13 protein-coding genes and 1 riboswitch are annotated in these 14,920 nt (G+C 74.1%); of the genes, 5 read left to right on the top strand and 8 right to left on the bottom strand.

Annotation, left to right across the window (positions count from 1 at the left end; all coding sequences use genetic code 11):
* The first annotated feature begins 159 nt into the window (after positions 1–159).
* Both ACI2LY_RS16295 and ACI2LY_RS16290 read left to right on the top strand, forming a co-directional pair.
* Positions 160–2,214, top strand: coding sequence for a bifunctional glycosyltransferase 87/phosphatase PAP2 family protein (locus ACI2LY_RS16295; RefSeq protein WP_404707708.1), 2,055 nt, complete (start codon positions 160–162; stop codon positions 2,212–2,214).
* A 92-nt stretch (positions 2,215–2,306) separates the two neighbouring features.
* Positions 2,307–3,896: a glycosyltransferase family 39 protein gene (locus ACI2LY_RS16290; RefSeq protein ID WP_404707707.1), complete on the top strand. Its 1,590-nt coding sequence runs from the start codon at positions 2,307–2,309 to the stop codon at positions 3,894–3,896.
* Here ACI2LY_RS16290 and ACI2LY_RS16285 read toward each other — a convergent pair.
* The 7 genes from ACI2LY_RS16285 to ACI2LY_RS16255 all read right to left on the bottom strand — a co-directional run bounded on the left by ACI2LY_RS16285 (position 3,858) and on the right by ACI2LY_RS16255 (position 10,878).
* Complete coding sequence (locus ACI2LY_RS16285) at positions 3,858–4,544, bottom strand: YoaK family protein (RefSeq protein WP_404708154.1); 687 nt, start codon at positions 4,542–4,544, stop codon at positions 3,858–3,860. The genes ACI2LY_RS16290 and ACI2LY_RS16285 overlap by 39 nt on opposite strands.
* 199 nt (positions 4,545–4,743) lie before the next feature.
* Positions 4,744–5,160 carry a transglycosylase SLT domain-containing protein gene (locus ACI2LY_RS16280; protein WP_404707706.1) on the bottom strand — a complete coding sequence of 139 codons (417 nt, stop codon included), beginning with the start codon at positions 5,158–5,160 and terminating at the stop codon, positions 4,744–4,746.
* Positions 5,161–5,462: 302 nt separating this feature from the next.
* On the bottom strand, positions 5,463–6,284 hold the full coding sequence (locus tag ACI2LY_RS16275; RefSeq protein ID WP_404707705.1) for an ECF transporter S component: 822 nt from the start codon (positions 6,282–6,284) through the stop codon (positions 5,463–5,465).
* The gene (locus ACI2LY_RS16270; RefSeq protein WP_404707704.1) at positions 6,281–7,924 is read right to left on the bottom strand and encodes an ABC transporter ATP-binding protein; all 1,644 of its coding nucleotides are present in this window, start codon (positions 7,922–7,924) and stop codon (positions 6,281–6,283) included. The genes ACI2LY_RS16275 and ACI2LY_RS16270 overlap by 4 nt, the downstream gene beginning before the upstream one ends.
* A complete protein-coding gene (locus ACI2LY_RS16265; RefSeq protein WP_404707703.1) occupies positions 7,921–9,045 on the bottom strand; it encodes an energy-coupling factor transporter transmembrane component T in 1,125 nt (374 codons plus the stop codon). The genes ACI2LY_RS16270 and ACI2LY_RS16265 overlap by 4 nt, the downstream gene beginning before the upstream one ends.
* Entirely contained in the window at positions 9,038–9,670 is a 633-nt protein-coding gene (locus tag ACI2LY_RS16260) for an SCO2322 family protein (protein ID WP_404707702.1), read from the bottom strand. Before ACI2LY_RS16260 ends, ACI2LY_RS16265 begins: the two co-directional genes overlap by 8 nt.
* Positions 9,667–10,878: a prenyltransferase/squalene oxidase repeat-containing protein gene (locus tag ACI2LY_RS16255; protein WP_404707701.1), complete on the bottom strand. Its 1,212-nt coding sequence runs from the start codon at positions 10,876–10,878 to the stop codon at positions 9,667–9,669. Before ACI2LY_RS16255 ends, ACI2LY_RS16260 begins: the two co-directional genes overlap by 4 nt.
* A 130-nt stretch (positions 10,879–11,008) precedes the next feature.
* A riboswitch (cobalamin riboswitch) is annotated at positions 11,009–11,082 on the bottom strand.
* A gap of 203 nt (positions 11,083–11,285) precedes the next feature.
* On the opposite strand from ACI2LY_RS16255, the gene ACI2LY_RS16250 reads away from it, so the two are divergent.
* From ACI2LY_RS16250 to ACI2LY_RS16240, 3 genes are read left to right on the top strand one after another with little or no spacing between them, the layout of a single operon-like run.
* A complete protein-coding gene (locus tag ACI2LY_RS16250) occupies positions 11,286–12,698 on the top strand; it encodes a glycosyltransferase family 4 protein (RefSeq protein ID WP_404707700.1) in 1,413 nt (470 codons plus the stop codon).
* A complete protein-coding gene (locus tag ACI2LY_RS16245) occupies positions 12,692–13,441 on the top strand; it encodes a class I SAM-dependent methyltransferase (RefSeq protein WP_388992940.1) in 750 nt (249 codons plus the stop codon). Before ACI2LY_RS16250 ends, ACI2LY_RS16245 begins: the two co-directional genes overlap by 7 nt.
* Positions 13,438–14,508, top strand: a complete 1,071-nt coding sequence (locus ACI2LY_RS16240) for a prenyltransferase (protein WP_404707699.1) — start codon at positions 13,438–13,440, stop codon at positions 14,506–14,508. Before ACI2LY_RS16245 ends, ACI2LY_RS16240 begins: the two co-directional genes overlap by 4 nt.
* Positions 14,509–14,542: 34 nt before the next feature.
* Here ACI2LY_RS16240 and ACI2LY_RS16235 read toward each other — a convergent pair whose 3' ends face one another.
* The gene (locus ACI2LY_RS16235; RefSeq protein WP_404707698.1) at positions 14,543–14,830 is read right to left on the bottom strand and encodes a hypothetical protein; all 288 of its coding nucleotides are present in this window, start codon (positions 14,828–14,830) and stop codon (positions 14,543–14,545) included.
* Positions 14,831–14,920 lie beyond the last annotated feature (90 nt).

Raw genomic sequence — 14,920 nt, 5'->3', positions numbered from 1 at the left:
ACGCAGGGACTTCTGCCCCGTTCGCCGAGCATGATCCCCGTCAAAAATGTGATCCATATCGCGCCATGAAGCGGAAACCGCCCCTCCTTCGGACTATCGTCATCCGGACAAATGGGTGACGGACCTCAGGTGACGCGATGGGGCGGGAGGCCACGAGGCGTGGTGGACGTGGAGCACGGCGGACGGCCGGCGGACGCCCTGGCGGCACCCGGACCCGGAGCACGGCTGCGCGCCGCACGGCTCGCCCTGTGGGCGGTGGCCGCCATACTCGCCGTCCGGCAGCTGGCCGTCGTCCTCACCACCCCGAGCGGACAGCGCCTCACCGACCTGGAGACCTGGGTCGGCCCGGAGGGCGTCCTGCACGTCAACGGCTCCCTGTACGACTCCACCCGGTTCACCGGCACCCCCTTCGCCGGGCTGGTCCTCAAGCCGCTCACCCGCGCCGCCGAACAGGCCCTCGGCTGGGGCTGGACCTTCGGCACCCTGCTGCTGGTCGTCGCCCTCGGCCTGGTCGCCGCCCGCGCGCTGCCCCGGCCCGTGGGGCGCCGTACCGCCCTGCTGGCCGCCCCGGTCGCCATCAGCCTGCTCATGGTCTCGCTGCCGGTCCGCAGCACCCTGTGGCTCGGCCAGACCAGCGTGATCCCGGTGCTGCTGGTCCTGCTGGGCTGCTTCACCGTGCGCGGCGAACGCCCATCGGGCGTGCTGGTCGGCCTGGCCGCCGCCCTCCAGCCGACCGTACTGCTCTTCGCGCCGCTGCTCTGGTTCACCGGCCGCCGCCGGGCCGCGTCGAGCGCCGCCGCCACCTTCGCCGGAGGCACCCTGCTCGCCTGGGCCGCGATGCCGGGCGACTCCCTCACCTACTGGGTGCACCACATGGCGGGCGTCGGCCTCGGCGGCAGCGCCGACGCCGTCGCCAACCAGTCGCTGCACGGCGCCCTGCTCCGGCTCGGGCTCAGCGGCCCGCTGGAGATCGCGCTCTTCCTGCTGCTCGGCGCCGCCGTCGCCGTCCTCGCGCTGCGCCGGGCCGTGGGCTACGCCCGCGACGGACAGCTGCTGCTCGCCGTGGCCGTCACCGGCTGCGCGGCCGTCGCCGTCTCCCCGACGAGCTGGCAGCACCAGCTGCTGTGGGTGCTGCTCGCGGTGGTCGGCCGGGTCGGCACGCGGGCCGCCGACCGTACCGTCTGGCCGGTCGCGGTGGTCCTGGTGACCACCCTCCCGGCGACGATGATGCTGCCGAACACCCCGGTGATGTACCCGCTGCGGGACAACCTCGTCCTCCTCGCGGCCCTGGCCGCCGCCACCGCCGTCCCCTTCCTGTCCCGCACCTCCCCCTATTACGACGCCCCGGTACCCACCGAGTACGCCCGCCAGGTCCCGGCCCGGCCGCGGCACGTACCGCTGCTGCCGTACCTGCGCCGCTCGCTCACCCGGCCCAACCTGCTGCTGGAGCTGCTGCTCATCCGCGTCACCTACGCCGCCTACCAGCAGGTACGGCTCGCCGCGACCGGCGGCAGCGACGAACTCGCCCGCGAGACCGCCGAGCACCACGGGCGGCTGGTGCTCCACGCCGAGCGGTTCCTGCACATCGACGTCGAGCACGCCGTGAACCACGCGGTCGTCCAGGTGGGCTGGCTGCGCGGGTTCCTGGACTTCTACTACGAGTCCTTCCACTTCGTCGTCCCGCTGACCGTCCTCGCCGTCCTCTACCGGCGCCGCCCGGTCGACTACCGCTGGGCCCGCACCTCCCTCGGCTTCACCACCCTGCTCGCGCTGATCGGCTTCTGGCTCTTCCCGCTGGCCCCGCCGCGCCTGATGCCGGGCCTCGGCTTCGTCGACACCGTGCACGGCGCCCAGGACCTCGCCAACCCCGACTACGGCGCGATGACCGAGATCACCAACCAGTACGCGGCGATGCCCTCGCTGCACTTCGGCTGGTCCCTGTGGTGCGGGCTGGTCATCGCCCTGCTCGCGCCCCGCTGGTGGATGAAGGCGCTCGGGCTGCTGCACCCGCTGCTCACCCTCACCGCGATCGTCGCCACCGCCAACCACTGGGTGCTGGACGCGGTCGGCGGAGCGCTGGTGGTGGGCGGCGGCCTCGCCGTCGGGTACGCGCTGATCGGACCGCGCGGGATCGCCGCCGACACCGGCGAGGTCGGACGGCCCCCCGGCCAGCGCCAGCCCCGGAAGCGGGAACAGCCGGTCACCTCCGGCTGATCCGCCCGGCCGTGCCCACCCCGACGCGTGACCTCGCCCCCCCGATCACCCCATCCCGCGCTGCGGACAGGCGCGCCACGGCACCGATTATCGTGCCCGCCGTCCTCGCGACGGCCCTCGGACTGTGGGGCCTGACCCGCCACGACAGCATGTGGCGCGACGAGTCCGTCACCTACCAGGTCGCCCACCGCCCCCTCGGCGAACTCCTCGCGCTGCTGGGCCGTATCGACGCCGTGCACGGGCTGTACTACCTACTGATGCATGGCGTCTTCGCCCTCTGGGACGGCGGACTCCCCGCGCTGCGCCTGCCCTCGGTGCTGGCCACCGCCCTCGCCGCCGCCGGGGTCGGCGCCCTCGGCACCCGGCTCGCCGGACCCCGGACCGGTGTCCTCGCGGGCACGCTGTTCGCCCTGCTACCGGCGACCCAGCAGTACGCGCAGGAGGGCCGGTCGTACGCCCTGGTCACCGCCGGTGTCGTCTGGGCGACCTACCTCTTCCTGCGCGGGCTCGGCTCCACCGCGCGCGGCTGGTGGGTGGGGTACGGGGTGCTGCTGGCCGTGGCGTGCTGGCTGCACGAGTTCGCCGCGCTGGTGCTGTGCGCCCACGCGGTGACCCTGCGGCTGCTGGGGGCACCGTGGCGCCGGTGGGCCGTGGCGGCGGCCGGGGCGCTGGTCGCGGTGGGGCCGCTGGTGGTGGTCAGCGCCGGGCAGGCGGACCGGCAGCTCGGCTGGCTGGGCCGCCCGAGCCTCGCCATGTGGCTGTCGTTCCTGGCCGTGTCCGCGCTGGGCCTGCTGCTGAGCCGGGTCCCGGTCCCAGGGCGTGTCCGCAAAGTCCCGCCTGGCTCGCGACGCCTGGCATGCACGCTCGCCGCGTTGTCGGGATCGCCCTCGTACGCCCAGTACGAGGGCGACCCTCCGCCTTGCGATCGCACGCACCAGACGCCGCGAGCCCTGCCCTCCGGGCAGACGGCGCTACTTTGCGGACACGCCCTGGCCGACCGCACGGTGACCGCGCTCGCCCTGCCGCTGCTGATCGTCCCGCCCGGCCTGCTGATCACCGGTTCGCTGCTGCGGCCCTGGTATGTCGACCGGTACGTCCTCTACGCCCTGGCCGGGCTCGCCCTGCTCGGCGGGGTGGCGCTGGACCGGCTGCCGGGGCTGCTCGGGACCGGCCCGCGCAAGGGCGCTGCCTGTCTGCTGGCCGCCGCCCTGGTCGCCGCGTGGCTGCCCGCGTCCCTCGCGGTCCGGGCGCCGGAGAGCCGTAAGGACGACGTGGCCGCGGTCGCCCGGACCGTGCGGGAGCTGGCGCGGCCCGGTGACGGGGTCCTGTTCCTGCCGTCCCGGCGCCGCGAGTGGCTGCTGTCGTACCCCGCGCTCCACGCCCGCCTCGACGATCTGGCGCTCGCCCGCTCCCCGGCCGCCTCCCGCACCCTCCAGGGCACCGAGCTGCCGCCGGACGCCATCCGGGCCCGCCTCCTGGCCACGCACCGGGTGCTCGCCCTGACGGACCCCGACGGCCAGCCGCTCGACCCCTTTCCGTGGGAGGCCGTGAAGCGGCGGACGCTGGCGGCCTACTTCCGGGAGTGCGCGCGGGTCCGGGTGTGGGGTGCGCAGGTCGTGGTCTATGTCCGCGAGGGCCCCGGCTCAGTCGCGGTCCGAGGCGAGGGCTGCCAGCGCCGCTGAGGCCAGTGCCGCGAGCAGCAGCGGGATGCCCAGGCCGTGGTGGAGGACCAGCCAGGCGCCCAGGCAGGCTCCGCCGAACATGGCCAGCACGGCGGCCGTCCGGCGCGGGGAGCGGTGCGCGGTGCCGCTGCCGAGCCGGGACTCGGCGGCCAGGCCGGTCAGGGTCATCGTGAGCACGGTGGTGGTGAGGTCGGGGACGCCCAGCGCGCGGACGGTCGCGTTGCGCAGGCCCATGGCGAGCGCGGTCAGGGCGATCAGCGCGTACCGGGTGCCCGGCTCCTCGGGCCACGCGAAGGCGACGGCTGCCGAGGCGCCGACCAGCAGCGCTTCCGCCGTCAGGGTCAGCCGGGTCCAGCGCAGCCGGGTCGCGCGCCGGACGCGGGAGGTGAGCCGCCCGCCCGCCGCCGCGCCGAGCAGGAAGCAGCCGAGCGAGGTGGCCGTGAGGGGTACGGAGAAGCCGGGGGCGCCGACGGCGGCGAAGCCGAGGACGATCACATTGCCGGTCATGTTGGCCGTGAAGACGCGGCCGAGGCCCAGATAGCCGACCGCGTCGATCAGCCCGCTCACCACGGTCAGCACCAGCAGGACCAGCGGGAGCCGCATCCCGCGCTGCCGGGGCTCCGGCGCCGGAGCGGTCGTCGTCGGCATCCGGTCCTCCGGTCGGGCGGGCGGGGCCGGACCAGTGGACCACGGGGGTGCGGACATGCGCGCGCACCCTCGCCGAGCGGTGGCGAGGGTGCGCGAAAGAAAGGGGGTACGCGAAAGAAAAGGAGGGATGGGCCGTCGACCGCGGGTGGTCGTGCGCCGGGTGAGTCCGGTGGGGGAACGGCCCGAGTGTGGGGGCGGCTCAGTACCAGCCGTTGGCCTGCCAGAAGTTCCACGCCTGCACGGGGCTGCCGTAGCGGGAGTTCATGTAGTCCAGGCCCCACTTGATCTGGGTCTTGGGGTTGGTCTTCCAGTCGGCACCGGCCGAGGACATCTTGGATGCCGGGAGGGCCTGCACCAGGCCGTAGGCGCCGGAAGAGCTGTTCTTGGCGGAGACGTTCCAGCCGCTCTCGTGCTCGACGATCTTGCTGAACGCGTTGTACTGCGCGGAGTTCGGGATCATCTTGTGCGCGACGGACTGCGCCGCGGACGGCGACGGGGCGGTCGCGGCCTGGGCCGGGGCGGCGCCGAGCGCGACACCGGCGACACCGGCGGCCAGGGCGGCCACGGTGAGGGCCTTCTTCGGGGAAGCGATGCGGCGGATGGCGGAGAACGACACGAGAACCTCTTACGTTGGGGACGATGGGTCGCCGTTCGCGTCCCAGCACGCTCCGCGTGGTGGCCGCATGCGTCGGCGCCGCGACCCGTGAGGACCGTGGCGCCAGGCGACGGGCTCCAGAGAAGCAAGCTTCCGAAACGTCCGCAATACCCCCTTTTACTAGTTGCGGCCGGACCGCCGAAGCCGCCTCCTCGTGTGACTGGGCTCTCAAAGTGCAGGTCAGCGGGGTTGCAAGAAGGTGCATAAAGGGCGTAGCGGTCTACTATGTGAGACCGTAGGTGACCTCGGTCATATGGGGTGCCTCACGCACCGGGCGCGTCGAAGGTGACCGGTGCCTCGAAGGCGGCCCGGCGGGTGGCCCGGCGCAGGGCGCGCAGCACGGCCGGGCCGAGGGTCAGGGTGAGGACGACCGTGCAGACGGCCCGGCCCAGGTCCCAGCCCATGGAGGTGGCCAGGCAGTACGCGAGGAAGCGGGCCAGATTGGCGGGGACCGCCGCGTGCGGGTCGAAGGAGATGTTCGACGCCATGGCGCCCATGAAGGGCCAGCCCGCCAGGTTCATGATCGTGCCGTAGGCGAAGGCCGCGAGGAAGCCGTAGCAGGCGAGCATCGCCAGCTCCGCCCGGCCGCGCAGGCGGACGGCGCCCGGCAGCAGGCCCGCGCCCATGGTGAACCAGCCCATCGCCAGCATCTGGAACGGCATCCACGGCCCGACCCCGCCGGTCAGCAGCGCGGACGCGAACATCGTCACCGAGCCCAGCACGAAGCCGAAGCCGGGGCCGAGCACCCGCCCGCTGAGCACCAGCAGGAAGAACATCGGCTCGATGCCCGCCGTCCCCGCGCCGATCGGCCGCAGGGCCGCACCGGTCGCCGCGAGCACCCCCAGCATGGCGACGGCCTTCGGGCCGAGCCCCGACTCGGAGATGGTCGCCGCCACCACCGCGACCAGCAGCACCAGCAGCCCCGCGAACAGCCAGGGCGCGTCCTCGGCGTGCGCGCCGACCTGCGAGTCCGGCGGCGCGAGGAACGGCCACCCGAACGCGGCCACCCCCACCGCGCCGACCAGCACGAGCGCGAGGACGGAACGGGGGCCGAGCCGGACGGCCCGGACGGCGGTACGGCTCATGCCAGTGCCTTCCGTACCTCGGAGACCGTCAGCCAGGGCTGCGGGGCCAGGATCTTGGTGACCTGGGGGGCGAAGGACGGCGAGGACACCACGATGTCGGCCGTGGCGCCGTCCGCTATCACCTCGCCGTCCGCCAGCAGCACCACCCGGTGCGCGATCTCGGCGGCCAGTTCCACGTCGTGGGTGGCCAGCACCAGGGCGTGCCCCTCGGCCGCCAGCCCGCGCAGCACGGCGACCAGGCGGGCCTTGGCCGCGTAGTCCAGGCCGCGCGTCGGCTCGTCCAGCAGGAGCAGCGGGGGGCGCGCCGTCAGGACGACGGCGAGGGCGAGGGCGAGACGCTGGCCCTCGGAGAGGTCGCGGGGGTGGGTGTCGTCGCCGATGCCCGGCAGCAGCTCCGACACCAGGGCCCGGCAGGTGCCGGGAGCGGCGCCCGCGTCCTTGTCGGCGGCGACGCACTCGGCGCCCACCGTGTCGGCGTACAGCAGATCGCGCGGCTCCTGCGGCACCAGGCCGACCCGGCGGACCAGTTCGGCGGGCTTCAGCCGGTGCGGGGCGGCCCCGCCGACCTGGACGGAACCGGAGGTGGGCGCGACCAGCCCGACCAGGGAGCCCAGCAGGGTCGACTTCCCGGCGCCGTTGCGGCCCATGAGGGCGACGGTCTCGCCGGGGGCGACGGTGAGGTCCACACCGCGCAGCGCGTCGACCCGGCCCCGGCGTACGGCGAGGTCCCGGACCTCGGCGACCTGCGGCTCGGCGGGGGCGGCGGCGCGCCGGAAACGGCGGCGGGGTGCCGGGACGGCGGCCGGGGGGAGGTCCCGCTCGCATCCGGCGAGCCGCTCCCGCAGCGGGCCCGCCCGGCGCCGCGCGTCCCGGACGGTCAGCGGGAGCGGGCTCCAGTCGGCCAGGCGGCCCAGCTCGACCACCGGGGGGATCACCGGGGAGACGGCCATCATGTCGGCCGGGGCGCCGAGCAGCGGGGGAGTGCCCGGCGCGGGCAGCAGGACGACCTGGTCGGCGTACTGGACGACCCGCTCCAGCCGGTGTTCCGCCATGAGGACCGTGGTGCCCAGGTCGTGCACCAGGCGCTGGAGGACCGCGAGGACCTCCTCTGCCGCCGCCGGGTCGAGCGCCGAGGTCGGCTCGTCCAGGACCAGGACGCGGGGGTGCGGGGTGAGCACCGAGCCGATGGCCACCCGCTGGCGCTGACCACCGGACAGCGTGGCGATGGGACGGTCCCGCAGATCGGCGAGGCCCAGCAGGTCGAGCGTCTCCTCCACCCGGCGCCGCATCACCTCCGGGGGCAGGCCCAACGACTCCATGCCGTAGGCGAGTTCGTCCTCCACGGTGTCCGTCACGAAGTGTGCGAGCGGGTCCTGGCCCACCGTGCCGACCACGTCGGCCAGTTCGCGCGGCTGGTGGGTGCGGGTGTCCCGGCCCGCCACCGTGACCCGGCCGCGCAGGGTGCCCCCGGTGAAGTGCGGGACCAGGCCGCTGACCGCGTTCAGGATCGTCGACTTGCCCACCCCGGACGGCCCGACGAGCAGCACGAGTTCCCCCTCGGGCACCTCGAGGTCCACGCCCTGGACGGTCGGTCCGGCCGCCCCGTCGTACGTGACGGCGACGTCCTCGAAGCGGATCACGACGGCTCCTTGCGGTCCTGGGGTACGACGAGCACGGGCAGCAGCCCCAGCAGCACGGCGGCCGCGGGCCACAGGGGCAGCGCGGGGGCGGCCAGCGGGACGACACCGGGGTTCAGCGCGCCCGGCTCGCGCACCGCCGCCAGCGTCAGCAGCGCGGTGACGGCCGCGCCCGACCCCGCCACCAGCCACGCCCGCACCCCCCACGGTGCCGGGCGGTACCGGGTGCGCGGCGAGCGGCGGCCGCCCAGGCGCAGCCCGGCGAGCGCGGACAGCGCCCCGGCGAGCAGCAACGGCAGCCCGTACACCCCGCCCTCGGCGGTGAGCAGCCCGTACGTGCCCGCGCACACCCCGAGCAGCCCGCCCAGGGTGAGCGCGGTCGTCGTACGGCGCACCGGCGCGGGCACCTCGGCGGTGCGGCCGTAGCCACGGGCGTCCATCGCGGCGGCCAGCGCGACCGAGCGCTCCAACGCGCCCTCCAGCACCGGCAGTCCGACCTGAAACAGGCCCCGCACCCCCCGGTCCGGGCGCCCGCGCAGACGGCGGGCGGCGCGCAGCCGCTGCACGTCGGCGATGAGATGCGGCGCGAAGGTCAGCGCGACCACCACCGCGACCCCCGCCTCGTACAGCGCGCCCGGCAGCGACTTCAGCAGCTTGGCCGGACTGGCCAGGGCGTTCGCGGCGCCCACACAGACCAGCAGGGCGGCCAGTTTCAGGCCGTTGTAGCCGGAGAACAGCAGCGCCTCCGCCGACACCGGCCCGCCCAGCCGGATGCCCTGCGCCCAGCCGGGCAGCGGGATCTCGGGCAGCGTGAACAGGATGTGCGTACCCGGCACCGGCGAACCGAGCACGGCCGTGAACGCGAGCCGGATCAGCAGCACGGCGGCGGCCAGCTTGGCGAACGCCGTGTACGACCGGGCCCAGGGCGCGCTGGAGCGGTGGACGGCCACCACATAGCCCGCCACCGCCATCAGCAGGGCGAGCAGCAGCGGGTTGGTGGTGCGGGTGGCGGCCGTGCCGAGCCCAAGCGACCACAACCACCAGGCGCCGGGGTGCAGTTCGAAGCGCGCCCGGCTGCGGACGGGCACGGTGGTGCGGGCGGCGCGGACGCCGGTGTCAGGCATTCCGGCGCCGCCGCGCCTGCCAGAACGCCGCCCCGCCGAGCACCACGACCACGCCGACGCCCAGCGGGAGGCCGAGGGAGGGGCCGTCGTCGGCAGGCGCCTGCACGGACTTCTTCTCCCCGGCCGCCACCTGCTCCCCGCAGCCGCGTGCCGGGTAACCGGCGATGGCGCACAGCAGGGCGTTGGTGTCGTAGCGCAGGGGCTTGGCCGTCTCGGCCAGGGCGTCGGCGGTCGTCGCGTCCGGGGCGAGACGGGCGCAGACCGTGCGCTCGGCGGGCGGGGTCTCCCCGGACGGGGCGTCGGCCGGGGTGCCGAAGTCGAGGACGAGGGCGACGCGCTTGGTGCCCGCCTTCGCGGGCGTCTTCGCGCAGATCGAGCCGAAGTCCGCCGTGCCGCGCGGCTGGTGGGCGTCCGAGGAGTCCGCGCTGACCGCGAACCGGAAGCCCCGCACCTCGCCGTCGTCGGGACGCTCCATCGCCGGGCCCTGGGTGGCGTAGGTCCACCGGTCGCCGGAGCGGTCCCAGAAGGACCAGTACCGGTATCCGGCGGCCTGCGCCTGCGCGGCGGCGGCCAGCACGAGGAGGGACGCGACCAGCAGGGCCGCGGCACGGCGGACCGAGGTCACGGGCGGTTCTTCTTCCGGCCGCTGAACAGGAAGCCGACGCCGATGCCCGCGACCAGGCCGACACCGATGATCCACCAGACGCTGTTGCCGGACTTCTCGGCGGCCTTCTTCTCCGGCGCGACGGCCTGCTTCGCCGGGACCGTGCTCAGCTTGTCCAGGCTCCGGACCAGGTCGGTGCCGCCGAAGTGGCGCGGGTCGGCGCCGACGGCGTGCGCGCTCAGGATCAGCTGGGCGTAGGCGGCCGGACCGCTCTGCTCCGCCCACTTCGAGGCGTTCTTCTCCAGCCAGGCGTACGGGGCCTTCGCCTGCTCCGTCCAGCCGTCGGCGGCCAGCGCCACCACGGTGTCGGCGGTGTTGCCGTAGTCGGGCTGCTGCTCGGCACCGGGCATCGTGGACATCAGGTGGCCGGACTTGGAGACGGCGCCGATGAGGTAGGCGGAGGCGTTGTCGGCCAGGCGGGCCGGGGTCGCCTTGCCGTCGGCGGCGCAGGCGGGCGCCTTGTCGCGGGCCTTGCCGGGCTCCACCACGAAGCCCTTGCCGAGCGCGCCGAGCACACCGGCGGCCGTGGCGTCCGCGTTGGCCTCCAGCTTGCCCTTCTTGTCCGGCTGGAAGGCGAGCGCGCCGCCGCCCTTCTCGGCGCAGGGCACGGCCAGCGAGGCCAGCGCCTCGTCCGGGGTCCTCCCCTTGCCGCGCAGTTCGGCCGGCTTCGTACCGGTGGCGGCCAGCGCGCCGACCACGACGGAGGTGGAGTTGGTGTCGCTCGGGGTGCCGGGGGAGTAGCCCCAGCCGCCGTCCTTGTTCTGCTGGTCCTTCAGCCACCGCACGGCCTTGCCGGTCACGTCGTCGTGCCCGCCGAGCGCGGCGAGCGCCTGGACGGCGGCGGCCGTGCTGTTGGTGTCCGTCTGGGCGCCCTTGCCGCCGCACGCCGTGCCGGTGTCGGCGCGGAAGGAGGCGAAGCCGCCGTCGGCGCACTGCTGGCCGGTCAGCCACTTCACGGCCTGGTCCGCGGGCTTCTCGCCGACGGTGTGCTGCGCGAGCAGGGCGAGGGACTGGCGCCAGACGCCGTCGTACGTGGGGTCGGCCTTGCCGAACAGCCCGTCCGGGACCGTCGCCTTCGGGGACGGGGCGGTCTCGGCGGCCGTGGCGGGCGCGGCTGCGGCCAGCACGCCTATGGCGGCGAGAGCCGCGGCACTGCGGCGGACGTTCATGGTCGGCGACTGCCTCTCCTGCGAGGAGCCGACGCGCGCGGGAACGACCCCGGCGGCCCGGCCCCGTATGCCTCGACGGTGCCGTGCGGGGCACAGCGCCCCGCACGTGAGCCGGTCAACGTCCCGCCGAGGCGTTCCGGCTCACCGGGCCCTGGGGCGCCGGATGACGGTTGCGGGTCAGCGCCGGAATCACACCGGCTTCCCCCCGTACGGGTGTATGACGACCCCGCCACTTTACCGGGGGCCGCAAAGCCGCCGGTCGTGGCGTGAATCACCTGATCCACTGCTCACAGCGCCCCTACCTGCCGGTAGATTCAGAGCTTCTTGGATGATCAAGTCCGAAACTTGTTCCGGATTGTCGTCCCGTCGTAGTCTCGCGGGACCGTGCAGGCAGAAGGGGGCCCAGAGTGACCGCTGAGGCCAGTCAGGCGGCTCTCCCGGGCACCGCGGCCGACGGCGAGCGACCGCTGCGTATCGCGCTCCTCACCTACAAGGGCAATCCGTTCTGCGGCGGCCAGGGCGTCTACGTCCGGCACCTCTCCCGTGAACTCGCCCGCTTGGGCCACCGGGTGGAGGTCATCGGCTCCCAGCCCTACCCCGTGCTGGACGAACACGACGACTACGCGGGCCGGTTGAGCCTCACCGAGCTGCCCAGCCTCGACCTCTACCGCCAGCCCGACCCCTTCCGCACCCCGGGGCGGGGCGAGTACCGCGACTGGGTCGACGCCCTCGAAGTGGCCACCATGTGGACCGGCGGCTTCCCCGAGCCCCTCACCTTCTCCCTGCGCGCCGGACGCCAACTGCGCGCCCGCAGAGGCGAGTTCGACGTCGTCCACGACAACCAGACGCTCGGCTACGGCCTGCTCGGCGACCTCGGCGCCCCCCTGGTCACCACCATCCACCACCCCATCACCGTCGACCGGCAGCTCGAACTCGACGCCGCCGAAGACCTCAAGCGCCGCCTCTCCGTGCGCCGTTGGTACGCCTTCACCCGCATGCAGAAGCGCGTCGCCCGCCGCCTGCCCTCCGTGCTCACCGTCTCCGGCAGCTCCCGCCAGGAGATCACGGACCACCTCGGCGTACGCCAGGACCGCGTGCACGTCGTGCACATCGGCGCCGACACCACCCTGTTCGCGCCGAATCCGGCCGTGCCCGAGATACCGGGCCGGATCGTCACCACCTCCAGCGCCGACGTGCCCCTCAAGGGCCTGGTCTTCCTGGTGGAGGCGCTCGCCAAGGTGCGCGCCGAACAGCCGCACGCCCACCTCGTCGTCGTCGGCAAGCGCGCCGAGGAGGGCCCGGTCGCCCAGGCCATCGAGCGCTACGGCCTCGAGGACGCCGTCGAGTTCGTCAAGGGCATCTCCGACGCCGAGCTGGTCGACCTGATCCGCTCCGCCGAAGTCGCCTGCGTGCCCTCGCTGTACGAGGGGTTCTCGCTGCCCGCCGCCGAGGCCATGGCCACCGGCACCCCGCTGGTCGCCACCACCGGCGGCGCGATCCCCGAGGTCGCCGGGACCGACGGCGAGACCTGCCTGGCCGTACCCCCCGGCGACGCGGGCGCGCTCGCCGCCGCCCTGACCCGGCTGCTCGGCGACCGCGAACTGCGCGCCCGCCTCGGCGCGGCCGGTCGCGAGCGGGTGCTCGCCCGCTTCACCTGGGCCCGCGCGGCCGAGGGCACCGTGGCCCGCTACCGCGAGGAGATCGACCGGGCCTACCCGCGTACCGGCCGCCCCCTTCCCGCAGCGGTCCCCGGCCGCCCCGTCGCAAGCGTCTCCACCGCACCTCTCGAAAGCTCCTCCGAAAGCAGGGCCACGTGCTGACCGTCGACTTCTCCCGGTTCCCGCTCGCCCCCGGCGACCGTGTCCTGGACCTCGGCTGCGGGGCCGGCCGGCACGCCTTCGAGTGCTACCGGCGCGGCGCCCAGGTCGTGGCCCTGGACCAGAACGCGGAGGAAATCCGCGAGGTCGCCAAGTGGTTCGCGGCGATGAAGGAGGCCGGTGAGGCCCCCGAGGGCGCCACCGCCACCGCGATGGAGGGCGACGCGCTGGCGCTGCCCTTCCCCGACGAGTCCTTCGACGTCGTCATCATCTCCGAGGTGATGGAGCACATCCCCGACGACAAGGGTGTCCTCGCCGAGATGGTCCGCGTCCTCAAGCCCGGCGGCCGGATAGCCGTCACCGTGCCCCGGTACGGTCCCGAGAAGGTCTGCTGGGCGCTGTCCGACGCCTACCACGAGGTCGAGGGCGGCCACATCCGCATCTACCGGGCCGAGGAACTCCTCGCCAAGATGCGCGGCGCCGGTCTCAAGCCGTACGGCACCCACCACGCGCACGCCCTGCACTCCCCGTACTGGTGGCTCAAGTGCGCCTTCGGTGTCGACAACGACAAGGCGCTGCCGGTCCGGGCGTACCACAAGCTGCTGGTCTGGGACATCATGAAGAAGCCGTTGGCCACGCGCGTGGCCGAGCAGGCGCTCAACCCGCTGATCGGCAAGAGCTTCGTCGCCTACGCCACCAAGCCGCACCTGCCCCGCCTCGACGAGGCCGGGACGGACGCCCGGTGACGACGCCCAGGACCGACCACCTCGTACTGAACGGGGTCCTCACCGCCGAGCAGGCCGCCGACACCGTCCGGGGCATCCTCGCGGTACAGCGCCCCGACGGCGCGATCCCCTGGTTCCGGGGCCACCACCTCGACCCCTGGGACCACACCGAGGCCGCCATGGCCCTCGACGCGGCCGGGGAGCACGCGGCCGCCGAGCGCGCCTACCGCTGGCTCGCCGACCACCAGAACGAGGACGGCTCCTGGTACGCCGCCTACGCCGACGGCGCCCACGACGACGTCACCGACCGCGCCCGCGAGTCCAACTTCGTCGCCTACATAGCCGTCGGCGTCTGGCACCACTACCTGTCCACCGGGGACGACACGTTCCTGGACCGGATGTGGCCCACCGTGTACGCGGCCGTCGAATGGGTGCTGCGGCTCCAGCAGCCCGGCGGGGAGATCGGCTGGCGGCGCGCCGAGGACGGCACCCCCGCGACGGACGCCCTGCTCACCGGCAGCTCGTCGGTCCACCACGCCCTGCGCTGCGCGCTCGCCATCGCCGAACAGCGCGAAGAACCGCAGCCCGACTGGGAGTTGGCGGTGGGCGCGCTCCGGCACGCCATCCGCAGGCACCCCGAGCGCTTCCTCGACAAGAACCAGTACTCGATGGACTGGTACTACCCGGTCCTCGGCGGCGCCGTCACCGGCGCGGAGGCCAAGGAGCGCGTCGAGGCCGACTGGGACCGCTTCGTCGTACCCGGTCTCGGCGTGCGCTGCGTCGTGCCCAACCCCTGGGTGACCGGCGGCGAGTCCTGCGAACTCGCCCTGGCCCTCTGGGCGGTGGGCGAGTCCGACCGCGCGCTGGAGATCCTCCAGTCCATCCAGCACCTGCGCGACACCGAGTCCGGCCTGTACTGGACCGGCTACGTCTTCGACGACGACGCCATCTGGCCGCAGGAACTGACCAGTTGGACCGCAGGCTCCCTGCTGCTCGCGGTCGCTGCCCTCGGCGGCCACGACGCGACCGGCGCCGTCTTCGGCGGCGACCTCCTGCCCCGCGGCCTGGACCCCGACTGCTGCGACTAGCCGCAGGCGGGGCCCCTCGAGCCGGGGTGCCGGGTCAGCGGTGCAGGCGGCCCGCGATGAAGTGGCCGATGAAGAGGTAGACCACGGCGGCCAGGCCGTAGCCCGCCACGACGCGGGCCCACGCCTCGTCGAAGGTGAACAGGTCGTGCGACCAGCCCGCCAGGAACGCCGCGGCGTCATGGACGAAGTCGACCAGGGCGTTGGCCCGGTTCGCGTCCAACAGGTACATCAAGATCCAGAGGCCGAGGATGAAGGCCATCACGTCCGCTATGACGGCGATGACACGGCCGGCCTGGTTGGTGCCTGAGTGGTGTCGAGACATGGTGTTCGAATTGCCGCCGGACGCCCGCTGAAACCGGCCACAGGCCCGTAATACCGGGCCTGACGACCCGTACGGGCCTCCCGGCTGGCG

The sequence above is a fragment of the Streptomyces sp. NPDC002176 genome (assembly GCF_044903645.1).
In the GTDB taxonomy this organism is placed as follows: Bacteria; Actinomycetota; Actinomycetes; order Streptomycetales; family Streptomycetaceae; genus Streptomyces.
Note: the sequence above shows the minus strand (reverse complement) of the source record. Positions and strands in the feature narration are given on the sequence as shown.

What these genes read in the sequence shown, in the direction of transcription:
- ACI2LY_RS16285 (WP_404708154.1), bottom strand. Translation starts at nt 4,544, where the DNA reads ATGCCGACGACGACCGCTCCGGCGCCGGAGCCCCGGCAGCGCGGGATG.
- ACI2LY_RS16275 (WP_404707705.1), bottom strand. Translation starts at nt 6,284, where the DNA reads ATGAGCCGTACCGCCGTCCGGGCCGTCCGGCTCGGCCCCCGTTCCGTC.
- ACI2LY_RS16265 (WP_404707703.1), bottom strand. Translation starts at nt 9,045, where the DNA reads ATGCCTGACACCGGCGTCCGCGCCGCCCGCACCACCGTGCCCGTCCGC.
- ACI2LY_RS16255 (WP_404707701.1), bottom strand. Translation starts at nt 10,878, where the DNA reads ATGAACGTCCGCCGCAGTGCCGCGGCTCTCGCCGCCATAGGCGTGCTG.
- ACI2LY_RS16235 (WP_404707698.1), bottom strand. Translation starts at nt 14,830, where the DNA reads ATGTCTCGACACCACTCAGGCACCAACCAGGCCGGCCGTGTCATCGCC.